Annotated in this window: 20 protein-coding genes; 3 read left to right on the top strand and 17 right to left on the bottom strand. The window is 46.4% G+C overall.

Annotation, left to right across the window (positions count from 1 at the left end; translation table 11 throughout):
* Window positions 1-452: 452 nt before the first annotated feature.
* Window positions 453-929: an SRPBCC family protein gene (locus MHH60_RS26655; protein WP_076138625.1), complete on the top strand. Its 477-nt coding sequence runs from the start codon at window positions 453-455 to the stop codon at window positions 927-929.
* Here the strand turns inward: MHH60_RS26655 and MHH60_RS26650 are convergent.
* The 4 genes from MHH60_RS26650 to MHH60_RS26635 form a co-directional block, all read right to left on the bottom strand.
* The gene (locus tag MHH60_RS26650) at window positions 921-1,730 is read right to left on the bottom strand and encodes an SDR family oxidoreductase (protein WP_076138626.1); all 810 of its coding nucleotides are present in this window, start codon (window positions 1,728-1,730) and stop codon (window positions 921-923) included. The two genes, MHH60_RS26655 and MHH60_RS26650, sit on opposite strands and share 9 nt — an antisense overlap.
* Before the next feature lie 230 nt (window positions 1,731-1,960).
* Window positions 1,961-2,827 carry a transglutaminase family protein gene (locus MHH60_RS26645; RefSeq protein WP_076138627.1) on the bottom strand — a complete coding sequence of 289 codons (867 nt, stop codon included), beginning with the start codon at window positions 2,825-2,827 and terminating at the stop codon, window positions 1,961-1,963.
* Window positions 2,824-3,777, bottom strand: coding sequence for an alpha-E domain-containing protein (locus MHH60_RS26640; RefSeq protein WP_076104260.1), 954 nt, complete (start codon window positions 3,775-3,777; stop codon window positions 2,824-2,826). Before MHH60_RS26640 ends, MHH60_RS26645 begins: the two co-directional genes overlap by 4 nt.
* Window positions 3,778-3,852: 75 nt before the next feature.
* The gene (locus MHH60_RS26635) at window positions 3,853-5,316 is read right to left on the bottom strand and encodes a circularly permuted type 2 ATP-grasp protein (protein ID WP_036686502.1); all 1,464 of its coding nucleotides are present in this window, start codon (window positions 5,314-5,316) and stop codon (window positions 3,853-3,855) included.
* Between the two features lie 353 nt (window positions 5,317-5,669).
* Between MHH60_RS26635 and MHH60_RS26630 the strand changes: the two genes are divergently transcribed.
* The gene (locus tag MHH60_RS26630; RefSeq protein ID WP_076138628.1) at window positions 5,670-6,548 is read left to right on the top strand and encodes a DUF1835 domain-containing protein; all 879 of its coding nucleotides are present in this window, start codon (window positions 5,670-5,672) and stop codon (window positions 6,546-6,548) included.
* Between the two features lie 125 nt (window positions 6,549-6,673).
* On the opposite strand, the gene ftsY is transcribed toward MHH60_RS26630, so the two are convergent.
* The 12 genes from ftsY to MHH60_RS26570 all read right to left on the bottom strand — a co-directional run bounded on the left by ftsY (window position 6,674) and on the right by MHH60_RS26570 (window position 19,532).
* On the bottom strand, window positions 6,674-7,681 hold the full coding sequence (ftsY, locus tag MHH60_RS26625) for a signal recognition particle-docking protein FtsY (RefSeq protein ID WP_076138629.1): 1,008 nt from the start codon (window positions 7,679-7,681) through the stop codon (window positions 6,674-6,676).
* A gap of 36 nt (window positions 7,682-7,717) precedes the next feature.
* Complete coding sequence (gene smc, locus MHH60_RS26620) at window positions 7,718-11,287, bottom strand: chromosome segregation protein SMC (RefSeq protein ID WP_076138630.1); 3,570 nt, start codon at window positions 11,285-11,287, stop codon at window positions 7,718-7,720.
* Window positions 11,288-11,568: 281 nt separating this feature from the next.
* Entirely contained in the window at window positions 11,569-12,273 is a 705-nt protein-coding gene (rnc, locus tag MHH60_RS26615) for a ribonuclease III (protein ID WP_038570606.1), read from the bottom strand.
* A gap of 15 nt (window positions 12,274-12,288) precedes the next feature.
* Complete coding sequence (gene fabF, locus MHH60_RS26610; protein ID WP_076101782.1) at window positions 12,289-13,524, bottom strand: beta-ketoacyl-ACP synthase II; 1,236 nt, start codon at window positions 13,522-13,524, stop codon at window positions 12,289-12,291.
* 218 nt (window positions 13,525-13,742) lie between these two features.
* Entirely contained in the window at window positions 13,743-13,976 is a 234-nt protein-coding gene (locus MHH60_RS26605) for an acyl carrier protein (protein WP_036686493.1), read from the bottom strand.
* A 125-nt stretch (window positions 13,977-14,101) separates the two neighbouring features.
* Window positions 14,102-14,851: a 3-oxoacyl-[acyl-carrier-protein] reductase gene (gene fabG / locus MHH60_RS26600; RefSeq protein WP_076138631.1), complete on the bottom strand. Its 750-nt coding sequence runs from the start codon at window positions 14,849-14,851 to the stop codon at window positions 14,102-14,104.
* A gap of 54 nt (window positions 14,852-14,905) precedes the next feature.
* Window positions 14,906-15,829 (bottom strand): ACP S-malonyltransferase, encoded by a 924-nt coding sequence (gene fabD, locus MHH60_RS26595; RefSeq protein WP_076138632.1) that lies wholly within the window; start codon window positions 15,827-15,829, stop codon window positions 14,906-14,908.
* 21 nt (window positions 15,830-15,850) lie between these two features.
* Window positions 15,851-16,840, bottom strand: coding sequence for a beta-ketoacyl-ACP synthase III (locus MHH60_RS26590; protein ID WP_139329841.1), 990 nt, complete (start codon window positions 16,838-16,840; stop codon window positions 15,851-15,853).
* A gap of 8 nt (window positions 16,841-16,848) precedes the next feature.
* The gene (gene plsX / locus MHH60_RS26585) at window positions 16,849-17,838 is read right to left on the bottom strand and encodes a phosphate acyltransferase PlsX (protein WP_076138633.1); all 990 of its coding nucleotides are present in this window, start codon (window positions 17,836-17,838) and stop codon (window positions 16,849-16,851) included.
* Window positions 17,822-18,418 carry a transcription factor FapR gene (gene fapR / locus MHH60_RS26580; RefSeq protein WP_036686484.1) on the bottom strand — a complete coding sequence of 199 codons (597 nt, stop codon included), beginning with the start codon at window positions 18,416-18,418 and terminating at the stop codon, window positions 17,822-17,824. Before fapR ends, plsX begins: the two co-directional genes overlap by 17 nt.
* Before the next feature lie 358 nt (window positions 18,419-18,776).
* A complete protein-coding gene (gene rpmF, locus MHH60_RS26575; RefSeq protein WP_019911234.1) occupies window positions 18,777-18,950 on the bottom strand; it encodes a 50S ribosomal protein L32 in 174 nt (57 codons plus the stop codon).
* 69 nt (window positions 18,951-19,019) lie between these two features.
* Window positions 19,020-19,532, bottom strand: a complete 513-nt coding sequence (locus MHH60_RS26570) for a YceD family protein (RefSeq protein ID WP_076138634.1) — start codon at window positions 19,530-19,532, stop codon at window positions 19,020-19,022.
* A gap of 209 nt (window positions 19,533-19,741) precedes the next feature.
* Between MHH60_RS26570 and MHH60_RS26565 the strand changes: the two genes are divergently transcribed.
* Window positions 19,742-20,980 (top strand): nucleotidyltransferase, encoded by a 1,239-nt coding sequence (locus MHH60_RS26565; RefSeq protein WP_076138635.1) that lies wholly within the window; start codon window positions 19,742-19,744, stop codon window positions 20,978-20,980.
* On the opposite strand, the gene MHH60_RS26560 is transcribed toward MHH60_RS26565, so the two are convergent.
* A complete protein-coding gene (locus tag MHH60_RS26560; RefSeq protein ID WP_076138636.1) occupies window positions 20,970-22,007 on the bottom strand; it encodes a SepM family pheromone-processing serine protease in 1,038 nt (345 codons plus the stop codon). The two genes, MHH60_RS26565 and MHH60_RS26560, sit on opposite strands and share 11 nt — an antisense overlap.
* Window positions 22,008-22,151 lie beyond the last annotated feature (144 nt).

The raw sequence follows: 22,151 nt of genomic DNA, 5'->3' as shown, positions 1-22,151 counted from the left end.
CATCCTCGCCACCGTAGATGCTACTATTTACTTCAGCCATTCATCACTCACTTATTACCTTCATCACTCACTTATCCCTGTCTTCACTCACTTTTCCCCGTCATGCGCACTTAACTCCTACATCACTCCCTTATCACCCTCATCACTCACTATCCCTGTCTCCACTCCCTTTTCACCCTCATCACGCACTTATCCCTATCATCACTCCCTTCCCACCCTCATCACGCACTTATCCCTATCTTCACTCGCTTTTCCCCGCCGTACGCAAATCGAGCTCCTGGACTGCATGTGACCTTATTTCTCCCACTATTTCATCGCCCTCTATACCCTATAAGTTACTCTTCAGTCACACAGCCGGATCGTGCAATTAACACAGGCGATTGCTATACTCTTTCTTATGAGCCTCAACTCAACAAAAAAGGACTACCACAGTAGTCCAAAGGAGAATATAAATGTTAGCTAACATCCAAAAAGAAGATCAACATTATGTCGCTCGTTTTGAACGCCAGTTAAAGCATTCCGCAACTGAGATTTGGTCCTATTTGACCGAAAATGAGAAGCTCGCCTTATGGTTCTCTGAATTAAAAATCGAGGACCTGCGTGAAGGCGGACTTATAAAGTTTGATATTCAAAACGGAATGTTTGTGGATATGGAAATTACCGTTCTGCAGCATCAATCTATTTTTGAGTTTACTTGGGCTGAGGATCTTGTTCGTTTTGAGTTGTACCCTAATTCAGAAGGCTGTTTACTCATCTTGAACGAAACACTACAAACGCTTACCCCGCATACACCACGAGATCTTGCTGGCTGGCATGTTTGTCTAGAAGTGATCCAGCATCTTTTGGAAGGCACGACGCTGGAGTCACGGAAAGACGAATGGAATAAACGGTACGAGCAATACCGGGAAGCGATCTCGAAATTAGGATAACAAGGACTCCGCGCCGTCAATCACGATTTGCGCACCTGTAATATGGATAGATTCATCCGAAGCCAGAAAAGCAACGAGATCAGCCACATTATCCGGCTTGCCCGGTCCATCCGCCAAGGGTTGCGCTCCATCAGGGAATTCAATCGGAATGACGATTGCTTCAACATCCTCGCTCATTTCAGTGGTTTCATCTATATTCGTAGCAATAGCTCCAGGGCAGATCACATTTACACGAATCTTAAACTTAGCAAGCTCGAGAGCTGCCATTTTGGCAAAAGCCACCTGTCCAGCTTTGGTAGTGCTATAAGTAGACCACCCAAAGCTGGCAAATCTAGTGTTCCCATTAATGGAACTAGTAATAATAATACTGCCCTTCCCTTTATCTTTCAGATGAGGAATAGTATATTTCAGAGTCAAAAAAGTCCCCGTCAAGTTCACCGACATCGTACGCTCCCAGTCGCTCAAGCTTAGTTCTTCTATCGGGCCCACAGCGCCATTAATTCCCGCGTTAGCAAATACTACATCCACCCCTCCGAATTGTTCCACCGTACAACGTACGGCTTCCTCCATCTTTTTCTCATCCGAAGTATCTACCTCTATGGCCAGCGCGCAATCCTTTCGAAACTTATTAAGCTTTTCTGCCAAGGATGAGGTTCTTTCAAGATTTAAATCGAACAATGCTACACTTGCACCTTCCCGCGCCAGTTTGATAGCGGTAGCACGGCCAATTCCCGAGCCCGCTCCGGTTATTATCGCTGTTTTTCCAATAAATCTTTGTTTCTTAGATATGTTTGGGCTCATATGTAATCTCTCCTCTAATGTCTGTAAGATACGTACTATGGATCAAGATTACCCAAATAGACCTGCAATGGAATCATCTCATTCATAAATCTTCAGAATTTAGGCACACCACACAAAAGATCTCTCCATTCAATAAGATGAGCGGAGAGTTTGTTTCGAATATTTTGATTATTTTGATTTTTTCGATGTTCGATGTTCGATGTTCGGTTCGATGTTTCAATTATTTCAATTCAGTTATCCAGCTTGCGTACGTCCACTTTTACAGTTAGTGTGCCTGCTCCGCCGCGATATACCCCTTTTACAGGTACTATATCTTTATAATCCCGTCCATGACCCAGCTTGATATAACGCCAGTTCACTTCAACATTATTCGTCGGATCAAAACCAAGCCAGCCCGTGCCCGGAATATGGGTCTCCACCCAAGCATGTGAAGCCTGCTCAAAATTAGCATTACTGCTCTGTAGATCACCGACAAAATGATATCCACTAACATATCTAGAAGGCAGACCCACACTGCGGCAGACAGCGATCATAAGATGAGCATAATCCTGACAGACCCCCCGCTTAAGCTTCAGGGCTTTTTTTACCGTTGTATTTACGCTTGTTGCCTCAGGATCATAGGTGAACTGTTCATAAATTGTCGAAGATAACTTCAAAATCCATTCATACATATCCTCAGCTTCACTAAAAGGGTACTGAGAGGCGAACTCCACTAATTCAGGAGTCACCTCGGTATAACGGGTAGGCAAAATAAACTCAATATAACGGTTCTGAAACTTTTCATCATTTAATAGTTTAACTTGCTCTTCAAGGCTGGTTCGCGGAAGATCGGTACCCTGGGCTTTATCCAGCGTTACTACAGTAGCTTTAGTATGAATGACCATTTCCGTATGCGGCTTATTAACCGAATAGGCATGCACACGATTACCGAAGAAGTCCTCATACGTTAATAGATTAGCTGCCGGGGATACGTCAACCTCATGGTGATAACAGGATTGCCGATAGTTGGTGCGTGGGGTAAGCCTGATTTCATTGACACTGTCCGTAACCGGCTCTGGATAACTGTATGTGGTGGTGTGATTGATTTGAATCTTCATACAGATACTCCTTCTCGCCGAAAAAAGGCGCCCTCCATCGTTTTGCCCAGTCTCTGGCAAGATATTACGAGTGATTGGAGCACATCTTCCACCAGTTCACCGGACATTTCCTCTTTCTCCATATAATCCAGCTCTGCCTTCAGCTTTCCTGCTTGACGGATGACCTTCTCATGACCTGAGCCTTTTTCTGAGGAATCTAATTCAAGCCTAGCTAAATGTTCTTCCAGCTGATGAAAAGAAAAGCGGATCGAACGTGGGAACTTGGGATTTGCGATCAAAAAATCTAAAATGCTCTCCGGTGACATAGCATCTGCATAATAACGGCGAAACGCCTGATAACCACTTACCGATTTCAGCACAGCCTGTAACTGAATATAAATTGCATTAAGCTCTTTAAAACGGCAAGAGGCAATAACTGCCTGCAAAATACGCGTCGTATTCTCAGCACGTTCCAGAAAACGGCCGCTCTCTATAAAATGCCATTCATTTCCCCTAAGCATTACGGATTGTTCTGCTCCTAGAAACATAGCTGCACGTTCCTTCACCTGCTGGTAGAAATGATGTGGGCCACTCATAATATCAGCGACTGACCTCTCCCCAAGCCATAGATTAAAGCTGTTGACGATATCCCATAACTCACTTGGAAGATGCTGGCGCAGTGTGCGAAGATTATTTCTAGCATGATGTACGCAAGAGAATAATGAGTTCGAATTGCCTAAATCAAGTGTAATAAAGGATAACACGTCCTGTTCAGAAAAGGTTTCGAACTGCTGCAAATATTCACTTCGAACTCCTAATGCATCGATAAGCCTCGACCATTTATGTCCTTCTTCTTGAAAATCCTCTTCCTGCTGGATATGATAATGTACATTGATTAGCCGCGCATGATTCTCTGCCCTTTCAATATATCGGCCGATCCAGAATAAAGCCTCCGCATTTCGATTCAGCATCTTTAGCCACTCCTTTATCCTCCAAATTGATGCTGCATATTTTTGATTCACAATCAAGGCTTACAAGATAATAGATCAAGCCATAACCCAAGTATCCTTTACGCCACCGCCTTGCGAGGAATTCACAACTAGTGAACCTTCTTTCATAGCCACTCGTGTTAATCCACCAGGTATAACATGCGGCTTCCGGTCTGCGCCCATTAATACAAAAGCCCGAAGATCGATATGCCGGGGTGCCATAGTGCCTCCCGACAATACGGGTGCTCTGGACAAGGACATAATTGGCTGTGCCACATAACGGTCCGGATCGGCAATAATTTTCATTCGGAACTCCGCTAATTCTTCTTTGGTCGCCTCACTTCCGATCAACATCCCATATCCTCCGGATAACGAGGTTTCTTTAACAACCATTTCGGATAGGTTCTCAAGAACATACAGGCGTTCATCAGGTCTGGACAACAAATACGTCGGCACATTACCAAGGATCGGCTCTTCATTCAGATAATAACGAATCATATCCGGTACATAGACATACATCGCTTTATCATCTGCAACACCGGTTCCCGGAGCATTAGCAATCGCTATGTTGCCTGCCCTATACGCATTCATAAGTCCTGCCACACCCAGTAAAGAATCAGGTTGAAAGGCTAGCGGATCAATGTAATCATCATCCAACCGACGATACAGCACATCCACGCGACGTAGTCCGTTCATTTCTTTCAAATATATTTTGTGATCCTTTGTTACCAAATCTCGTCCTTCGACCAAATGTATACCCATCTGCTGTGCCAAAAAAGCATGTTCATAATATGCAGAATTGTATTCTCCAGGCGTTAAGAGTGCTATAACCGGATCTGACCTTCTTGAAGGTGATAGACTACGAAGCACGGATAAGAAGCGATTTAAGCTATGATCTACATCTCGGATGGAGCTGGCAAAGGATAATTCAGGAAACAATTGATTCATAAGGGTTCTGCCTTTAAAAAGATAGGAAAAGCCGGAGGGTGTTCGCAGGTTGTCTTCAAGTACATAATAATGCCCATCGTGGTGGCGGATCAGATCGATTCCTGAGGTGGTGATATAAGCTCCACCGGGCACTCGCAGACCTGACATTTCTGGCCGGAAGTAACAGTTGGAAATAATCATACGCCTAGGGACGATGCCATCTTTAACAATGTATTGCTCATGGTAAATGTCATGAATGAACAAATTCAAAGCTGTGATACGCTGAATAATTCCAGCTTCTAGCCTCTCCCACTCATTCTTAGGGATAATACGTGGAATCATATCGAAGGGGATCGTTCGCTCCATAGGATGATCCTGAGCCGGATTGTAAAGCGTAAAGGTAATTCCTTCTTCCATCATCCTGCGCTGCATTAAATTTTGCTTCCCTTGCAGCTCTTCGGAGCTCATACCGGAAAACATGCGATTCACATGTCTGTAGTGCGGCCGGACATTCCTCTTATCAGCATACATTTCATCGAAAAAATGCTGTAATGGATACGGAGACAGACCTGGCAGAGGATCTAATTTGGACATGAGTCCGACTCCTTTCGATAGATGTAATCTTTGTTAACAACTTATACTTTCATTTCAGAAAACATCCATGAAAATATTGGTTTATATTCTCATAATACGTAAATCCACTCGTTCATGTCAACATATATAACAGAGAAATGTGATTCCGGAGATATTTGTATTTTTTGGAATCGCTTCCTTTCTCTCTTATATAGGTTGCCGGAGATGAAATGTAGATTCATCATTGAATTGTATGCAGGAAGTGTGACAAGCATTACTGTTATGAATTTTTCATATAATGTATTTTTTATATAGTTGTCTGAGGAGTGAATTCATTGAGTATGGTATAATTTTTTGCGATGGGAGAGTGACCTATGGAGCACAAATATACTATGTCAATGGAGCAGGAAGAGACTAGGCGGAATCACATTTATCTGTTATTTGGCCTGTCTGAAGCGGGATCAATGAAGGTAGCCCTTAGTCATTTGGGTTGTCGTCACTTAATACGAGTACTTTCATTTAATGAGACGTTCTCTGCTGGACCGTTGCGTGGATTACATAATAATGAAGGCTATCATACCCGTGAGTTATGGTTTCAGGAACGATTTCCGGATCAGGGTTATCATCTCAATCCCCAGCATAAACTGGCAGCTATGATTCAGACCTTAAAAGAAATTCCCGAGGACAAAAAAATTACTATTTGGTGCGGAGATAACTCCCATGATCAAACGGGTTTACGATTTGCACTTTCTATTCTTAGTGAGAGGACGCAACCTATTCATGTTATTGATCCAGTCAAGGCTTATAGGGAGATTGCTGCACCATTTGAAATCGGCTTATATCCCAGAGCACTTAGTCAGCTCCCAAATGAAGCTCTGCAAAAAATTATAAAAATTACCGAAAACACATCCCCTATCACCACCGCTCAAAGAAAACAGTATGAACTAGAATGGCAAAAAATCAGCAACACCGAAGAAATGCTTAGAGTTTGGGCTGAGAGCCAGCTTATGAATGTTACCGAGAGTTACTATGACGAAGAAATTCTTTCTTTAATTCTGCAACTTCAACAGTATGAGGATCGAGATGGCTACGTAAATGCAGGTCTGATTGTAGGCACAATTATAGGGCAATGGAATTTGTATCTCAGTACCTCATTCATAGAATATCGTTTCTGGAGGCTAATTAGTGAGGGAAAGCTGTTATTTAAAGGGATACCTTACGCGATGCATTTATACTTCCTAAAAGTCGCTTAGCAGTTGCTACAAAATGACGGACAAACCCTTTATAAAAAAGAAAAGGAATGCCCTCCTAAACTAAATATAGCTTCGAGGGCATTCCTTGTAAATATGACTTCTTTATGATTATATTGTGCTGCTGATTACACTTGCTCTTCCGCTTCTTCTGACTCTTCTTCCTCAGCAATTAATCCGGCAAAAAGAGCATGTACGAACTGCTGCGAATCAAATGGCTGCAAGTCTTCCATTTTTTCTCCAAGACCTACAAACTTCACCGGCAAATTCATTTCCTGACGAATCGCTACAACGATTCCGCCTTTAGCCGTACCGTCCAGCTTAGTCAAGACCAAGCCAGTGACGCCACTCTTTTCACCAAATAACTTGGCTTGTGTAAGTGCATTTTGACCTGTCGTAGCATCTAGCACCATCAGTACCTCATGTGGAGCACTTGGGATTTCTCTTTGAATGACACGGAAGATTTTGTTGAGCTCTTCCATCAGATTGCTTTTATTCTGCAGTCTGCCAGCAGTATCGCAGATTAAGATATCCACATTGCGCTGTTTAGCCGCTTGCACCGCATCGTACATTACAGCCGCCGGGTCAGAGCCTGCTTGTTGTTTAATGACATCTACGCCTGCGCGTTGGCCCCAAACCTCAAGCTGCTCAATCGCTCCGGCACGGAACGTATCCCCTGCAGCCAAAAGAACTTTTTTACCTTCTTGTTTGTAACGATGAGCCAGCTTGCCGATGGTAGTCGTCTTGCCCACGCCATTAACCCCAACGAACAAAATAACTGTAATTCCATTCGGATTTTCCTTCAGGCTGTTATCATCATCTCCGCGCAGCAGCTCCATAAGCTTACGGGACAAAATCGGCTTAAGCTCGGCAGCATCTTCAATCCGATTTTGCTTCACTTCGGCACGCAAATCCTCGACAAGAGTCATAACAGTGTTGACACCCACGTCTGCACCAATCAAAATCTCTTCCAGCTCTTCGTAGAACTCTTCATCTATCTTTTTGCGGCGGATGATAAGGTCGGAGACCTTCTCTACAAAACCTTTACGGGTTTTCTCTAATCCGTCGCGGAATTGTTTCGTTACACTTTCCGTTTTGCCGGAAATGCTTTCTTTTAATTTTCTAAAAAAGCTCATTTGGTTCCTCCTAAAAGTTTCTCTTCTTTGATGAATTTAAGCAATCTCAGCTTCTTCATCCTCTAAACGTACTGAGACGAGCTTGGAGACGCCGCCCTCTTCCATCGTTACTCCGTATAACACGTCCGCCTCTTCCATCGTTCCTTTGCGGTGCGTAACGACGATGAACTGAGTTTGTTCAGAGAACTCGCGTAAATACTGTGCAAAACGAACAACGTTTGCTTCGTCGAGCGCAGCCTCAACCTCATCCAATACGCAGAACGGAACTGGCTTCACTTGTAAAATAGCAAACAATAACGCCATCGCAGTTAGAGCGCGTTCACCGCCGGATAAAAGCTGCAGATTCTGCAATTTTTTACCCGGTGGTTGGGCTACGATATCTATACCTGTTTCCAGCATATGTTCTGGATCCAGGAGCATGAGATCCGCTCGCCCGCCTCCGAACAGCTTTGAGAACACGGTCCCGAACTGTTTGCGGATCGCATCAAAGGTCTGTTTGAAACGTTTGGACATTTCATCTTCCATCTCGCGGATTACTTGATACAGGGTAGTCTTAGCTTCGACTAGATCATCTTTTTGTCCACTGAGGAACGTATACCGTTCATGGACCCGCTGATATTCTTCGATCGCCCCTAAGTTAACCTCTCCTAGTGCAGAAATACTGCGCTTCAAACGCTGTACATCGGCTTGTGCGGCAGGCACATCTTCAGGCACTGGATATCTCTGTTTTGCTAATTCATAACTTAGCTCGTAGTCATCACTCAGCTTGCGGAGAATATTATCCAGCTCCACATCGAGTCGACCGACAGAAACTTCAGTGGCACGCAGCTTGTCCTCGACTACTTTAAGGGCCTGACGTTGATCTTTAGTCTTGCCTTCCTCAAGTTCCAGCTTACGGGTTAACGCTGTACGCTCAGCACGGGCAAAATCCAAAGTTCCAGTCGTCTCTTCCTTCTTCAAACGGTAACTGTTCAAATCTTCCTTCTGCTTCACAGCTTCCAAAGCATTGTTAGCCAGATCCTGTTCAATCGTATGTAACAGATTTCGATTCTGGCGCAGCTCCTTGTCCTGTGAACCCACATCTTGTCTTAGGCGACGTAACTGCTCCTCCAGGGAGAATATCTCCTGATCGAGCTTGCCTTCCGAGACTTTCATACTGGTCAGCTTGCCTTGCAGCTCTTCCTTAGCTGATTCATTCGCTTTACGCGCTGATTCAGCGTTACGGATGCCCTCATGGGCTTCCTTTTCTTCCTTTTCAAGGCGTTCAAGCTCAGCAGTGGCTTGTTTCCGCGCCTCTTCAAGCGCACGTACTTCACTCTCAAAGCCGCTGCGTTCCGCACCAGTGCTCTCCACTTGCTCCTGCACATGCCGAAGCTCATGCTCGAGCTGCTTCAAATCACCCGAGACTCTTTGCTCTTCCAGTCTTTTCTCATCGCCATCACGGCGCAGGTCCTCCAGCTTCACGCTAGCGTTCTCCTGCTCTTCACGAAGTTTGGCAATGCCTTGCTTCAGCTTCACTATTTGACGTTCGCTTTCTTCAATCTCACTGCTTAATTGATCCAGCTGACGTTTGCGGCTGAGCAAGCTATTGTTCTTCTTATGCTGGCTACCCCCGGTCATTGAACCACCGGCATTAACTACATCGCCTTCCAATGTAACTACCCGATAACGATATTGGCATCTAGCGGCGATACGGTTCGCTTGCTCCAAGCTCTCCGCAATAACCACATTGCCGAGCAAACTGCCAATAATGCTAGTATATTTATCATCGTAACCAACGAGTTCGGAACCAATTCCAACAAATCCGTCAGCATCACCCACCATACCACGGTCACTGCCAGAAATCTGGCGCGGCCGGATAACATCTAGCGGAAGAAAGGTAGCTCGTCCCAGCTGACGCTGCTTTAGAAATGATATCGCTTGGCGGGACACAGTCTCATTATCCATGACCACATGCTGAAGTGATGCACCTAGAGCAGTCTCAATCGCCATTTCCAGCTTCTCCGGAACAGAGATCAGCTCTGCAACCGCACCATGCACCCCGTTGAGCTGTCCTTTGCGCGCACCCTTGAGCACTTCTTTAACCCCAAGCATGAAGCCGTCGAAATCATCCTGCATCTCTTTCATGGTCTCATGACGAGAGACTTGCGCTTCCCGCTTCTGTTCCCATTTCCGAAGACCGGACTGTGTTTCTTCGATCAGCTTCTGACGTTTACTGAGCTGTTCACTTTCAGTGATGTAAGCCCCGCGAAGATTGCTAAGTTCCTTCCCCAGCAGGGCAATCTTGTCCTTCAGCCCTTTCTGGTTGGCAGACAACTCTTCATGCCGGGCTGTCCATTTACCGCTTTCTTCTTCACTGCGGCTCATACGACGTTCCAGATTCTCCTTCTGTTGATCCGCGTAACGAATTTCGTTACGTGCATTCGCCATAAGGTTCATTAGCTCCAAAAGAGCACTTTTGAGCTTTTCTTCCTGACTCTGGCTAATCCCGTCTGCCACACCTTCAAGCCTTGCCTCTTCATCTTCGATCTGTTTCCGAAGATCCACAAGCTTAAGCCGCGATTGCTCAAGCTTAAGCTCCAGATCCACGACTTCACGCTGACGATCTGCAGAACGCTCGCCAACCGAACCTAACGTGAGCATTAACTGCTCCCGGTTACTTTCCAGATTGCGCTTGCGTTCCCTCAGCACTTCACCGTAACCTTCGCTCTTCTCAAATGCTTCGCTATAACGCAGCAATTGCTCTTGCTGCTTCTCGATCTGTGCTTCGAGTGTGCGCAGTTCAGAGCGCCCGCTCTCCAGCTTGGCATCATGAGCCGAAACCACAGTAGACAGCTCCAGCTGCTCGTCCTTCAACGTTTCAAGCTTTGCGTTACCTTCCTGCCAAGCGGTATGAATGCCTTCAATCTGATGTACGTATACTGAAATTTCCTGATGTTTTAATTGTTCACGAAGTTCCTTAAAGCGGATAGCTTTCTCGGACTGATCCTTAAGTGGCCCAATCTGATCCTCAAGCTCACTGATCAAATCATGAATACGAAGCAGGTTCTGCTCGGTATCATCCAGCTTTCGACTTGCGTCTTTCTTGCGCGATTTATATTTTACAATACCTGATGCTTCTTCAAAGATGCCTCGCCGATCTTCGGAACGAGTACTTAGAATTTCTTCAATCCTACCCTGCCCGATAATCGAATACGCTTCACGTCCGATACCGGTATCCATAAACAGCTCTGTGATATCCTTCAGACGGCAGGACTGCTTATTAATTAAATATTCACTATCTCCACTGCGGTGGACTCTCCGAGTCACTGTAACTTCGCTGAAATCCAGCGGAAGTGTGTGATCTTCATTATCAAGCGTAAGTGATACTTCGCCATAATTCACGGCTTTACGCGCATCACTTCCAGCAAAAATGATATCCTCCATCTTGCCGCCACGCAGTGATTTAGCACTCTGTTCGCCGAGTACCCAGCGTATGCCGTCAGAAATATTACTTTTGCCGCTTCCGTTCGGGCCAACTACAGCCGTTATACCGCGCACAAACTCCATTTCTGTTTTGTCGGCAAATGATTTAAAACCAGCTAATTCTATCCGTTTCAAAAACATACTTGCCAATCACCTCTGACCCATTATACCATAGCGTTTGTACCCTAAAAAACCATTAAGATCTACCTTATCCTTATTCTATCCTTCACGCTTAAACGCCTTCCGCTTACCTTCTCTATTAGGACGGCAAATGTTTAAACGAGAAATAGAAGGATACTTTGTAACGCGGAACATATAAGTTCTTATATTGTCGAAAAAGAGCAGCAACGGTCTGAGCTCCGCCTAAACGCCGGTATTCAGACCTTTGCTGCTCTCCTCCGCTTGTCCCCTTGATGCAAAACTCAGGCACCGTCCTCTTTCAGATGCAAAAGTGCTGCTGCTGCCGCCTGCTGCTCCGCTTCCTTCTTGGACCGGCCGCTTCCTTTACCAAGTGAACGGTTAGCCATATACACCTCTGAGACGAATTCACGCTCATGTGCGGGTCCCCGTTCTTCTATAATTCGATATTCCAATGTACCCATATTGTGCTGCTGAATTAGCTCTTGCAGTTCCGTCTTATAATCGGTCATCTGCATTTGCAATTTCCCATCCGTCTCCACAAGAGGAAATACGTGATTATCAAGAAAACTCCGCACCGTTTCCAGTCCTTGGTCGAGATAAAGCGCTCCCACGAAGGATTCGAATACATCAGCCAGCAGGGCCGGGCGAGTACGTCCGCCCGTAAGTTCTTCCCCTTTGCCCAACAGTACATAACGGCCAAAACCTAAACTCTCCGCAAATTTGACCAGTGAAGGCTCGCATACAATAGCGGCCCGCAGCTTGGTCAACTCTCCCTCAGGTCGGTCTGGCAATAGATTGTACAAATATTCAGAAACCGTTAACTCCAGAACTGCATCCCCAAGAAATTCGAGACGCTCATTGTCCTGATGCTGATTGAAACGGTGTTCATTCACATAGGATGCATGGGTAAAGGCCTGCTTCAGAAGCACAGAATCGTGAAATTGGATTTGAAGTTGCTGTTGTAACTGCTTCAGTTCTCCTTTCACCGCACTGTCCCCTTACTAATTATATTTTTTTAGAATAACTGTTGCGTTATGTCCCCCGAAGCCGAATGAATTCGACATTACAATATCAAGATCAGCTTTACGAGGCACATTTGGTACATAATCCAAATCACATTCCGGGTCTTGGTTGTCCAAATTAATCGTTGGCGCTATCATCCCTTTTTGCAAAGAAAGGCCACAGATAATAGCTTCTACTCCACCAGCAGCACCCAGAAGGTGACCTGTCATGGATTTCGTCGAACTAATTGCCACTTTATAGGCATGGTCACCCAATGCTTTCTTAACAGCAGCAGTTTCTGATCTATCTCCTACAGGCGTTGAAGTACCATGAGCATTGATGTAATCAATATCTTCAGGAGAGATACCAGCATCCCGGATTGCCATCTTCATGCAGCGAGCTGCACCATCTGGATCAGGCTCAGTCATATGATGAGCATCTGCGCTTAGACCATAACCGATAACCTCAGCATAGATCTTCGCTCCACGTTTCTCAGCATGTTCGAGTGATTCCAGAATAAGAATCCCGGCACCTTCACCCATAACAAAACCATCGCGATCCACATCAAACGGACGACTTGCCTTCTCAGGCTCATCATTGCGAGTGGACATTGCTCTCATAGCACAAAAACCAGCCATACCTGTTGGACGAATGGTCGCTTCAGAACCACCGCAGATCATTGCATCTGCGTCTCCACGTTGAATCAAGCGGAAGGATTCCCCAATGGAGTGACTTCCTGTAGCACAAGCAGTTACTGTCGTCGTATTAGGACCCTTTGCACCAAGGTTAATGGACAACTGCCCAGAACCCATGTTAGCGATCATCATCGGAATGAAGAACGGGCTAACCCGCTTCGGTCCTTTTTCAAGCAACAAGTTATGATTGTCTTCCCAAGTTCCAAGACCGCCAATACCTGATCCTACAGATACCCCTATTCTTTCGGCATCAATATCTTCACCGATCTTAAGTCCGCTATCTCGCAATGCGTCCTCACCGGCAGCCACTGCAAATTGTACAAAACGGTCCATTTTGCGGGCTTCCTTACGACCAAAAAGTGCCTCTGGATCGAAATCTTTAACAGAGGATGCTATTTGCGTAGTATACTCACTGACATCAAAGGTCTCAACCTGTGAAACACCGGATTTGCCGCTCATAAGATTATCCCAGAACGTCTCCAAATCCTTGCCCAATGATGTAACTACGCCCATCCCGGTAACAACCACTCTATGACTCAAACACAATCACCCCATCTATAGGTTGTATACATTATATTCAGAACTTATATACTTTCAATTGCTACTATATGAACAGCGATAACCGCATCATTAACCATCCTGCGGTTCTGTTATATCCCTTATATAGTTGCTCAAGGCAACCTTTGATTCATCTTTAGTGCTCTATAAATGAGGAGAAGTCCCGCCCTAGCAGGAACGGGACTCTCAATCATATGACTCTAGGTATGAGATTGTATGTACTTCACAACTTCACCCACGGTCGTAATCGTCTCTGCATCTTCATCAGAGATTTCCATATCGAATTCATCTTCCAATTCCATAACCAATTCTACTACATCAAGAGAATCAGCACCTAAATCATCTTTGAAAGACGCTTCTAATGTTACCTCAGCTTCATCGGCACCTAAGCGGTCGATGACAATGCGTTTTACACGCTCTAATACATCGGACATCCGGTTCACCTCCTCTTTTGGTATTATACGAGATATGAGTTCAAAATACCATAGAGCGTCAAAAACGCTTTCTTTATCCCTCACATTTCAGCATTAAAACAGTGTAATTTCTCCTTGACGGAGAGTTACATATACATCCCGCCATCCACGTGTAGTGTCTGGCCGGTCATATACGCAGCGCCTTCAGAGGCCAGGAAGACTACAGCCATAGCAATCTCTTCAGGACGCCCCAGACGAGCAAGTGGAATGCCCTTCTCAAGCTCACTGCGCACTTCCTCAGAGAGCTCACGCGTCATATCTGTATCAATGAAGCCAGGAGCGATACAGTTCACCGTGATCCCCCGTGAGGAAAGCTCACGAGCCGATGCCTTCGTTAAACCGATGACACCTGCCTTAGCTGCGGAGTAATTAGCTTGTCCAGGATTTCCTGTTACACCTACTACGGAAGAAATATTGATAATTCGCCCGTAGCGTTGCTTCATCATAGGGCGTGTAGCTGCCTTTAGGCAGTTAAACACCCCTTTTAGATTCGTTTCGATCACTTGATCGAACTCTTCTTCTTTCATGCGCATAATCAGGTTGTCCCTGGTAATGCCGGCATTATTGACAACAATGTCAATACGTCCCCAGGTATTCAGAACCTCTTTGACAAGGTTCTCGGCCTGTTCACTATTGCCGACATCGCCACGAACGGCAATACCCTCCGAGCCAAGCTCGACAATCCGAGCCACGGTCTCTTGTGCGGCTGCTTCACTGCCCGCATAGTTCACGGCCACCTTCACGCCATGTTCCGCGAGAGCAAGTGCAATACTGCGGCCGATGCCGCGAGAGCCACCAGTTACAAGGGCCGTTTGACCCCGCAATGCTGAGAACATCATTTATTCCCCTTTCGATCATATTGCTATTGATAAACAATGTTTGAACGTATCTTACAAGACAGCTTGCACACTTTCAAGCGTGTTAATGTTGATTACTTTGACCGTTTTGTCTATTTTGCGGATCAGACCTGCCAGAACACTGCCAGAACCAATTTCCACAAAAGTATCCACACCATCAGCAATCAGCCATTCAATACTATCTTGCCAGAGCACAGGGGAGTACACCTGGCGAACAAGCAGTTCACGGATTTCTTCAGGATCCGTTACAGGTGCTGCGGTAACATTGACAATAACAGGTACAGCCGGAGCATTAAAAGTAACACTCTTCAGCTCGTCTGCCAAGCGGTCTGCCGCAGCCTTCATCATCGAAGAGTGAAAAGGTCCACTTACTTCCAGCGGAATAGCCCGCTTTCCGCCTGCTTCCTTAACACGCTGCACAACACCGTTAACCCCGGCCTGTGAACCAGAAACAACAATCTGTCCCGGGCAGTTCACATTCGCCAGTTCTACCACGCCGCTCTCCTCGGATACGCTCCGGCATAATTCTGCCAGAGCATCCCGCTCCGCACCAAGCACTGCAGCCATAGCTCCCTGTCCACCTGGAACAGCTTCCTCCATAAAACGACCGCGTAAACGCACGAGTCTTACAGCATCTTCATAGGACAATACGCCTGCCGCAACCAGTGCGCTGTATTCTCCAAGGCTATGACCAGCTACATAATCCGGTTTCATCCCTTGATCACGTAATGCTTCCAGATAAGCCACACTTGCTGTTAGCAGAGCTGGTTGCGTATTTACGGTCTGTTTCAAATCACTGTCAGGTCCTTCAAAAATCAGCTGGCTCAGTGGAAATCCGAGCACCTCATCACCTTTTTCGAATACCGCGCGGCTGTGCGGAAGAGCTTCATATACATCTCTACCCATTCCAACTGCCTGTGCACCCTGACCGGGAAAGACAAATGCGATTTTACTCATAAGTAAGAACTCCTTCCTCTATTACCAGATCAATACGGACGCGCCCCAAGTCAAGCCACCGCCGAATCCAACCATCAGAACCGTGTCGCCTTCCTTCATGCGTCCTTCTTCCGCCGCTTCCACTAGAGCTAGAGGAATAGAAGCTGCTGATGTATTAGCATATTTATCAACATTAATTACACATTTCTCCGGTGGCAGGTCAAGCCGCTGCATAGCGGATTGAATGATACGAATATTCGCTTGATGCGGTACGAACAAATCAATATCTTCTTTACCTAATCCGGCTTTAGTTAGCACACGTTCTGTAGCTGAGCCCATAACACGAACAGCAAACTTAAACACTTCACGGCCATTCATATAAATGAAATGTTTCTTGTCTTCAACCGTCTGCTGAGATGCAGGCAAGCGCGAGCCCCCAGCTTCCAGCTTAAGCAAGTTTCCTCCAGAACCTTCAGCCCCCAGATCGAAGGATTGGAAACCGCGTCCCTCTGGAACTTCACCGATGATTACTGCTCCTGCACCATCGCCAAACAGTACACAGGTGTTACGATCCGTATAATCAGTGATGCGGGATAAAGTGTCCGCACCAATTATGAGTGCATTATTGTACATTCCGTTCTGAATAAAGCCAACCGCAGTAGCTAGGCTGTATACAAAACCAGAGCAGGCTGCTGACAAGTCAAATGCCGCAGCACCTTTAGCTCCAAGTTTATCCTGCAAAATGCAGGCTGTGGAAGGGAAGGAGCTATCAGGGGTTACCGTTGCAATAATAATAAGATCCAAATCTTCGGCTTTCATGCCTGCAGAATCCAAAGCTTTAAGTGCAGCTTCATAGGCTAAATCAGAAGTTGCCTCATGTGGTGCAGCGATATGTCTTTCACGGATCCCTGTCCGACTGACGATCCATTCATCGTTAGTCTCCACTATTTTTTCTAGATCACTGTTTGTTAAAATTTTCTCAGGTACATATTTACCCGTACCGATAATCCCAACCGGCCGCAATTGTTTCATTTCGTCACTCACTTCCCGCTAATTTCCTTGGATATACTTGGCACAAGATCGGCTTGCAGAGCAATCCGCGCTTGTCTTACCGCATTTTTAACCGCATTTCCGTCTGAAGATCCGTGCCCTTTAACTACCAACCCGCTAAGACCAAGCAGCGGTGCACCGCCATGCTCTTTGTAATCCATCTTGCCCTTCAGGGCTCTAAGCTCCGGCATCAGCATAGCCGCTCCAAGCTTAGTCTTCAGAGAACGGCTGAATTGCTCCTTCAGTAAAGCGAACAATGCACCCGCTGTACCCTCAAGCGACTTCAACAGGATATTACCAGCAAATCCATCGCAGACAAGCACATCGCAGTTTCCTGTCAGTACGTCGCGTGCCTCAACATTACCGATAAAATGAATGCCCGGCAAGTTCTCCAGCAGTGGATAGGCTTCTTTGGTCAGTTCGTTGCCTTTCCCAGGCTCCGTCCCTACATTTAGAAGTCCAACCCGCGGCTTAGCAATGCCATGCACTTTATTCCGATAAATGCTGCCCATCAGCGCATATTGCACCAGATGTTCAGGCTTCGCATCCATGTTAGCGCCAAGATCAAGCGCAAGCACGCCAACATCATCCAGCGTCGGAATCATAGGTGCCAGCGCTGGACGTTCAATCCCCTGCATACGGCCTACTACTAGTAACCCTGTAGTCATAAGCGCCCCCGTGTTACCTGACGAAATCATAGCATCTGCTTCGCCCTCACGCACCATACGTCCAGCTACAACCATGGATGAATCTTTTTTGCGGCGAACCGCCTTAACCGGCTCTTCATCAGAACCAATAACATCTCCTGCATGCCGCACACTCAGGTTGGATGGCTTGTCCTTCAGCAGTGGCTCTAGTCTGGCTTCGTCACCTACGAGCACAATCTGCGTATCTTTCCATTCCGCGGCCGCGGACAACGCCCCCTCGACATTACATTCAGGAGCGTTGTCCCCGCCCATGGCATCAATGGCGATCAGCACTACGGTTACCCCCTTCACTATACTCTTCATTAGCGGAACGATACACTATAAAGTGGCCTTGAAATACCAATTCTTCTCCGACATAGGTGAATACGTCCACCTCTGCTTTGCCGCCTCTGCCTGCAAGTGACCGCACTTGAGCTTTAGCAATGCACTTCTCACCAAGCAGAACCATACGAACAAACCGTATGTCGGCTGAAGCAGTCAAGGCAATTTCATCGTTAATCACAGCAACCGCAAGCGAGTTGGCTTGAGCAAACACGTAGTGGCCACGGGCGATCCCATTTCTGGAAAAGACATGATCCTCACGAATTTCAAAGATCGAAATCCCGCTCTTATCGAGCTGTAAATCCACAATATCTCCGATCACTTCATCCGCAGGCAAAGAACGCACCTGATCATAGGAATGCTCTGCCATTTGTTTCATTCTTTCACGCAGTTCTGGTATTCCCAGCTCCATCCGGTCTAACCGAATCGTCTGAATGCTCACCTTCAGCTGACGGGTCAACTCCCGATCAGTTACAAAAGGATTGCCTGCAATTATATGTAGCAGCTGTTGCTGACGTTCTTTCTTGGACATCCGCTCGATAGCGGCTCACCTCCTGGCACATGCCAAGCGTAAACGCCTTCGTCGCCCTAATAAGGACGGTAAGCGTTTAAGCGAGAAATATAAGACATAAAGTATAGGTGTATAACTTATACTTCCTTATATTTTAAAGAAAGCATCCGGCCGCTTGAATGGCCGCTGTTATATTAGGTCAAACAATCATAAACATTATTTAGAACCAGGTACTAATATGTAGTATAAAGCATGCCGCAGCAAAAATAAAGCATTGACTTCTGAGCGGAACATAAAGTATAGGTACAAACCTTATCTTTATTAGATTTGGACAAAAAAATAGTACCTCACCGAAGTGAAGTACTACTTATTTTTGAAACTATTGTTTGATGATTTCTCTTGCTTTGTAAGTTCCGCAAACTTTGCATACGTGGTGAGCTAGTTTCAACTCTCCGCATTGTTCACATTTCACCATGCCCGGCACAACCAACTTAAAGTGGGTGCGACGTTTGTCACGGCGTGTTTTAGACGTTCTACGTTGTGGTACTGCCATGTGTTCCACCTCCTCGTGATATTTCTGTCAGCCTGCTCCTCAGAGCAGGATGTGTTTTGTTGTAATGTTTCATTTGAAAAAGTCTTTCAACCCAGCGAGTCGAGGATCGATCACTGTGTTGTCGCAACTGCAGGTGCCTTCGTTCAAGTTCTGTCCGCATTTCTGACAAAGACCAAGACAGTCTGCCTTGCACAATACCGAATCCGGTAAGTGCAGTACGAAATTTTCTTCCACATACGGGATAAGATCCACAACCTCATCCTTGACGTAAATGAGTTCCTCATCTTCGTCATCATCTGGAAGAACTGGCTGCTTAAGCCACTTGAAAGTCTCAGCAAAAGGAATGTTCAAATCACTTTTGACCTCCGTGAGACAACGTGAACATAACATGTCCACATCTCCACTCAGTTTCCCCACCACGTTCACACAATCGGTTCCCGCGGGCAGCGCTTTAAGGTCTACTGAGAGCGGAGCAACAGTTAGAATATCCTTGCGCCCTTTGACTACCTCGCTGACATCCACAACATCGTGAATATGTAACGGTTCGTCGGCATTCGCTAATTTGCGAAAGTGAATCTGCATACTTATCACTCCCAAACAAACAAAATTTATTATACCTAGTATTCTATACCTTTGTCAACCATTTTCCCTTTATATTGTTTCAGAAAATGCGGTGAATTATGATATAACTATTAGTGTAAATCAAAAGATCAGCTTGTGCTAACAGTATCTCTAGAAATCTACCCTACTAAACTCAATAAATATACCTTACTTATCGGAGGGAAGCCACAGTGACAACGGTTGGAATCATCGCAGAATACAATCCCTTACATAACGGACACGTGCATCACTTCACGGAAGCCAAAAGACTTTCCGGCGCAGAGCGCACCATCATCGTCATGAGTGGTCCCTTTACCCAGCGCGGCGAGCCGGCGGCGGTAAGCAAGCAAGCCCGGACAGAGATGGCGCTGCATATGGGCGCCGACCTCGTCATTGAGCTGCCGGTGGCTTATGCCGTCCAGCCAGCCGAGTGGTTCGCGTTCGGAGCAGTTGCACTGCTGGAAGCGACCGGGGTCGTGGACAGCTTGTGCTTCGGCTCCGAAGCCGGCACTTTGGGCTCGCTGCTCCCGCTGGCCAGATATCTGGCTGAGGAAAGCAGCGAGCTTCAGAGTGAGATCCGCCGCCGCATGGCGCTCGGAGCGAGCTTCCCCGCCGCGTACAGCGCAGCGGCGGCGGTGGCCTTTGAAGGGACTCTCCCGGAAACGGAGAGTCCCGGAGATGCAGGCGAGCTGCTGCGCCAGCCGAATAACAGCCTTGGTCTGCATTATCTTATCGCCTTGCAGCGGCTGCATAGCAAGATAATGCCACTAACCGTTCCGCGCACAGCAGCAGGCTTCCATGACCCATTACAAGCCGACTCTTCTATTGCAAGTGCGACGGCCATCCGCAAGCTGCTGCAAGAAGGCGGATCTCCTGCTGCTTATATGCCGGATTATAGCGTGTCCATTTTGGAAAGAGAGCATGCAGCCGGAAGGGGCCCTCTGAGCTTGGAGAGCTTCAGTATCCCGCTTCGCCATCTGCTGACCACCCATACTGCTGCCGAGTTACGAACGATCCATGATATGAATGAAGGCTTGGAGAACCGAATACTGCGGCTTTTGCCTGAGTTGGAGCAATTCTCTGTTTCAGGCCTGCTTCACGCCCTTAAGAGCAAGCGCTACACGCATACACGGTTACAGCGTCTGCTGCTACATGTTCTGTTAAATCATTCTAAAAAAGAAATGACCCCTTCCATACTAGCAGAGGGGCCCGGATATATCCGCATTCTTGGTTTTAGAGAAAGTGGACGAGCACTGCTTAAAGAGATGAAACAAAAAGCTACGTTGCCCATCGTCACGCGCCCGTCCCTTTGTTCCCATCCGCAGCTTGAGCGAGATCTTCAAGCCGCTTCCGCTTTCACGGGAGCTTTTAAGGAACCCCGCAGACTGGATATGTACCGCGATTATTTGGAACCTCCGGTCATGGTTTGACCGGCAGTTCCTCCATATACTTCAGCGCCTCATCCAGCGTAGATACAGGCACCAGCTTCATAGATGTGCCGATTTTATCAGCTTTTGCTTTGGCTTCGTCATAATTCTTAACAGGCACGAAAAAAATCTCCGCCCCTTCTCGATCCGCAGCCACGATCTTGTGTTTCACTCCACCGATAGCACCTACCACACCCTCGGCGTTAATCGTACCCGTCCCTGCAACTCTATGGCCTTTAGTTAAATCACCAGAAGTAAGGCGATTGTAAATTTCCATAGTGAACATTAGCCCTGCTGAAGGTCCGCCAACATTTGTATCTACAAAGCTGACAGCTTTCCCTGCTTCTTTTGGTTTTACTTTTTGAACAGCGGCAATAGTGACTCCAAAGCCAGGTCGAACGGCAGCGCCCTCTTTATCCTTTATTTCAACCAGCGTCACTTGTTCTTTTACTTCCTTGCCATTTCTTTGCAAAACAACAGCGACTTGATCTCCGATTTTTTTAGAGGAGAGCAGTTTAGACAGTGCTTCAGGATCGGGCACTTTTTGTCCCTCTACGCTAATGATTTTATCACCCGGCAGAAATTGTCCTTTATTACTTTCTACAGGAACCGAAAAAACGTAGAGATAATCCACTACATCCTCATATGGAATTCCCGCCGCATGATAAGCGGCCTGAACAGAATAAGACTGTGAGCTATTCATATAAAAAACCTGCTCCGCAGCATATTCGTCTTCTGATTTATCCCCTAGCCGGGTTTCTTTTCGCACAACCTCTGAATTGGAATTAAAAGCAGAGGCGACCAATAAGGCCACATTAGCATAACTAGCAGACACCGTAGTCATCATAAACGTTCCTTCTTCAGCCGGATCGGCATTCTCCACCTTAATCATAGGGGCAACTTCAGATGCACTGCCTGGCTGATATACAATGTACGGGGTGTTCATAAAGACAAATACATACGCGATAACTACAAACGTAAACAGATAAGCTGTGGCGCGGAAACCCGGCCGATGCTTCAGTTGCTTCACTGCTCTTCCCTTCTTTCCCGCGGCACATTTAGGATATGAATGATCGAACTTCATTACCGCTTCGACTAGTGGTTTGGCATGATGGTTGTCTACTCTGCATAAATTGATAACACATCGTCCATGCCTTAAGTTATGAAGAGGTGA

It is taken from the genome of Paenibacillus sp. FSL H7-0716 (genome assembly GCF_038002705.1).
GTDB classification, from domain to species: Bacteria; Bacillota; Bacilli; order Paenibacillales; family Paenibacillaceae; genus Paenibacillus_AQ; species Paenibacillus_AQ odorifer.
The sequence above is the reverse complement of the archived record's forward strand: the minus strand, read 5'-3'. Positions and strand labels throughout refer to the sequence as shown.

What these genes read in the sequence shown, in the direction of transcription:
- ftsY (WP_076138629.1), bottom strand. Translation starts at nt 7,681, where the DNA reads ATGAGCTTTTTTAGAAAATTAAAAGAAAGCATTTCCGGCAAAACGGAA.
- MHH60_RS26645 (WP_076138627.1), bottom strand. Translation starts at nt 2,827, where the DNA reads ATGAAGATTCAAATCAATCACACCACCACATACAGTTATCCAGAGCCG.
- fapR (WP_036686484.1), bottom strand. Translation starts at nt 18,418, where the DNA reads ATGTCCAAGAAAGAACGTCAGCAACAGCTGCTACATATAATTGCAGGC.
- fabG (WP_076138631.1), bottom strand. Translation starts at nt 14,851, where the DNA reads ATGTTCTCAGCATTGCGGGGTCAAACGGCCCTTGTAACTGGTGGCTCT.
- MHH60_RS26570 (WP_076138634.1), bottom strand. Translation starts at nt 19,532, where the DNA reads ATGCAGATTCACTTTCGCAAATTAGCGAATGCCGACGAACCGTTACAT.
- rpmF (WP_019911234.1), bottom strand. Translation starts at nt 18,950, where the DNA reads ATGGCAGTACCACAACGTAGAACGTCTAAAACACGCCGTGACAAACGT.
- MHH60_RS26590 (WP_139329841.1), bottom strand. Translation starts at nt 16,840, where the DNA reads ATGAAACAATTGCGGCCGGTTGGGATTATCGGTACGGGTAAATATGTA.
- fabD (WP_076138632.1), bottom strand. Translation starts at nt 15,829, where the DNA reads ATGAGTAAAATCGCATTTGTCTTTCCCGGTCAGGGTGCACAGGCAGTT.
- smc (WP_076138630.1), bottom strand. Translation starts at nt 11,287, where the DNA reads ATGTTTTTGAAACGGATAGAATTAGCTGGTTTTAAATCATTTGCCGAC.
- MHH60_RS26605 (WP_036686493.1), bottom strand. Translation starts at nt 13,976, where the DNA reads ATGTCCGATGTATTAGAGCGTGTAAAACGCATTGTCATCGACCGCTTA.
- MHH60_RS26655 (WP_076138625.1), top strand. Translation starts at nt 453, where the DNA reads ATGTTAGCTAACATCCAAAAAGAAGATCAACATTATGTCGCTCGTTTT.
- MHH60_RS26635 (WP_036686502.1), bottom strand. Translation starts at nt 5,316, where the DNA reads ATGTCCAAATTAGATCCTCTGCCAGGTCTGTCTCCGTATCCATTACAG.
- MHH60_RS26650 (WP_076138626.1), bottom strand. Translation starts at nt 1,730, where the DNA reads ATGAGCCCAAACATATCTAAGAAACAAAGATTTATTGGAAAAACAGCG.
- MHH60_RS26630 (WP_076138628.1), top strand. Translation starts at nt 5,670, where the DNA reads ATGGAGCACAAATATACTATGTCAATGGAGCAGGAAGAGACTAGGCGG.
- MHH60_RS26640 (WP_076104260.1), bottom strand. Translation starts at nt 3,777, where the DNA reads ATGCTGAATCGAAATGCGGAGGCTTTATTCTGGATCGGCCGATATATT.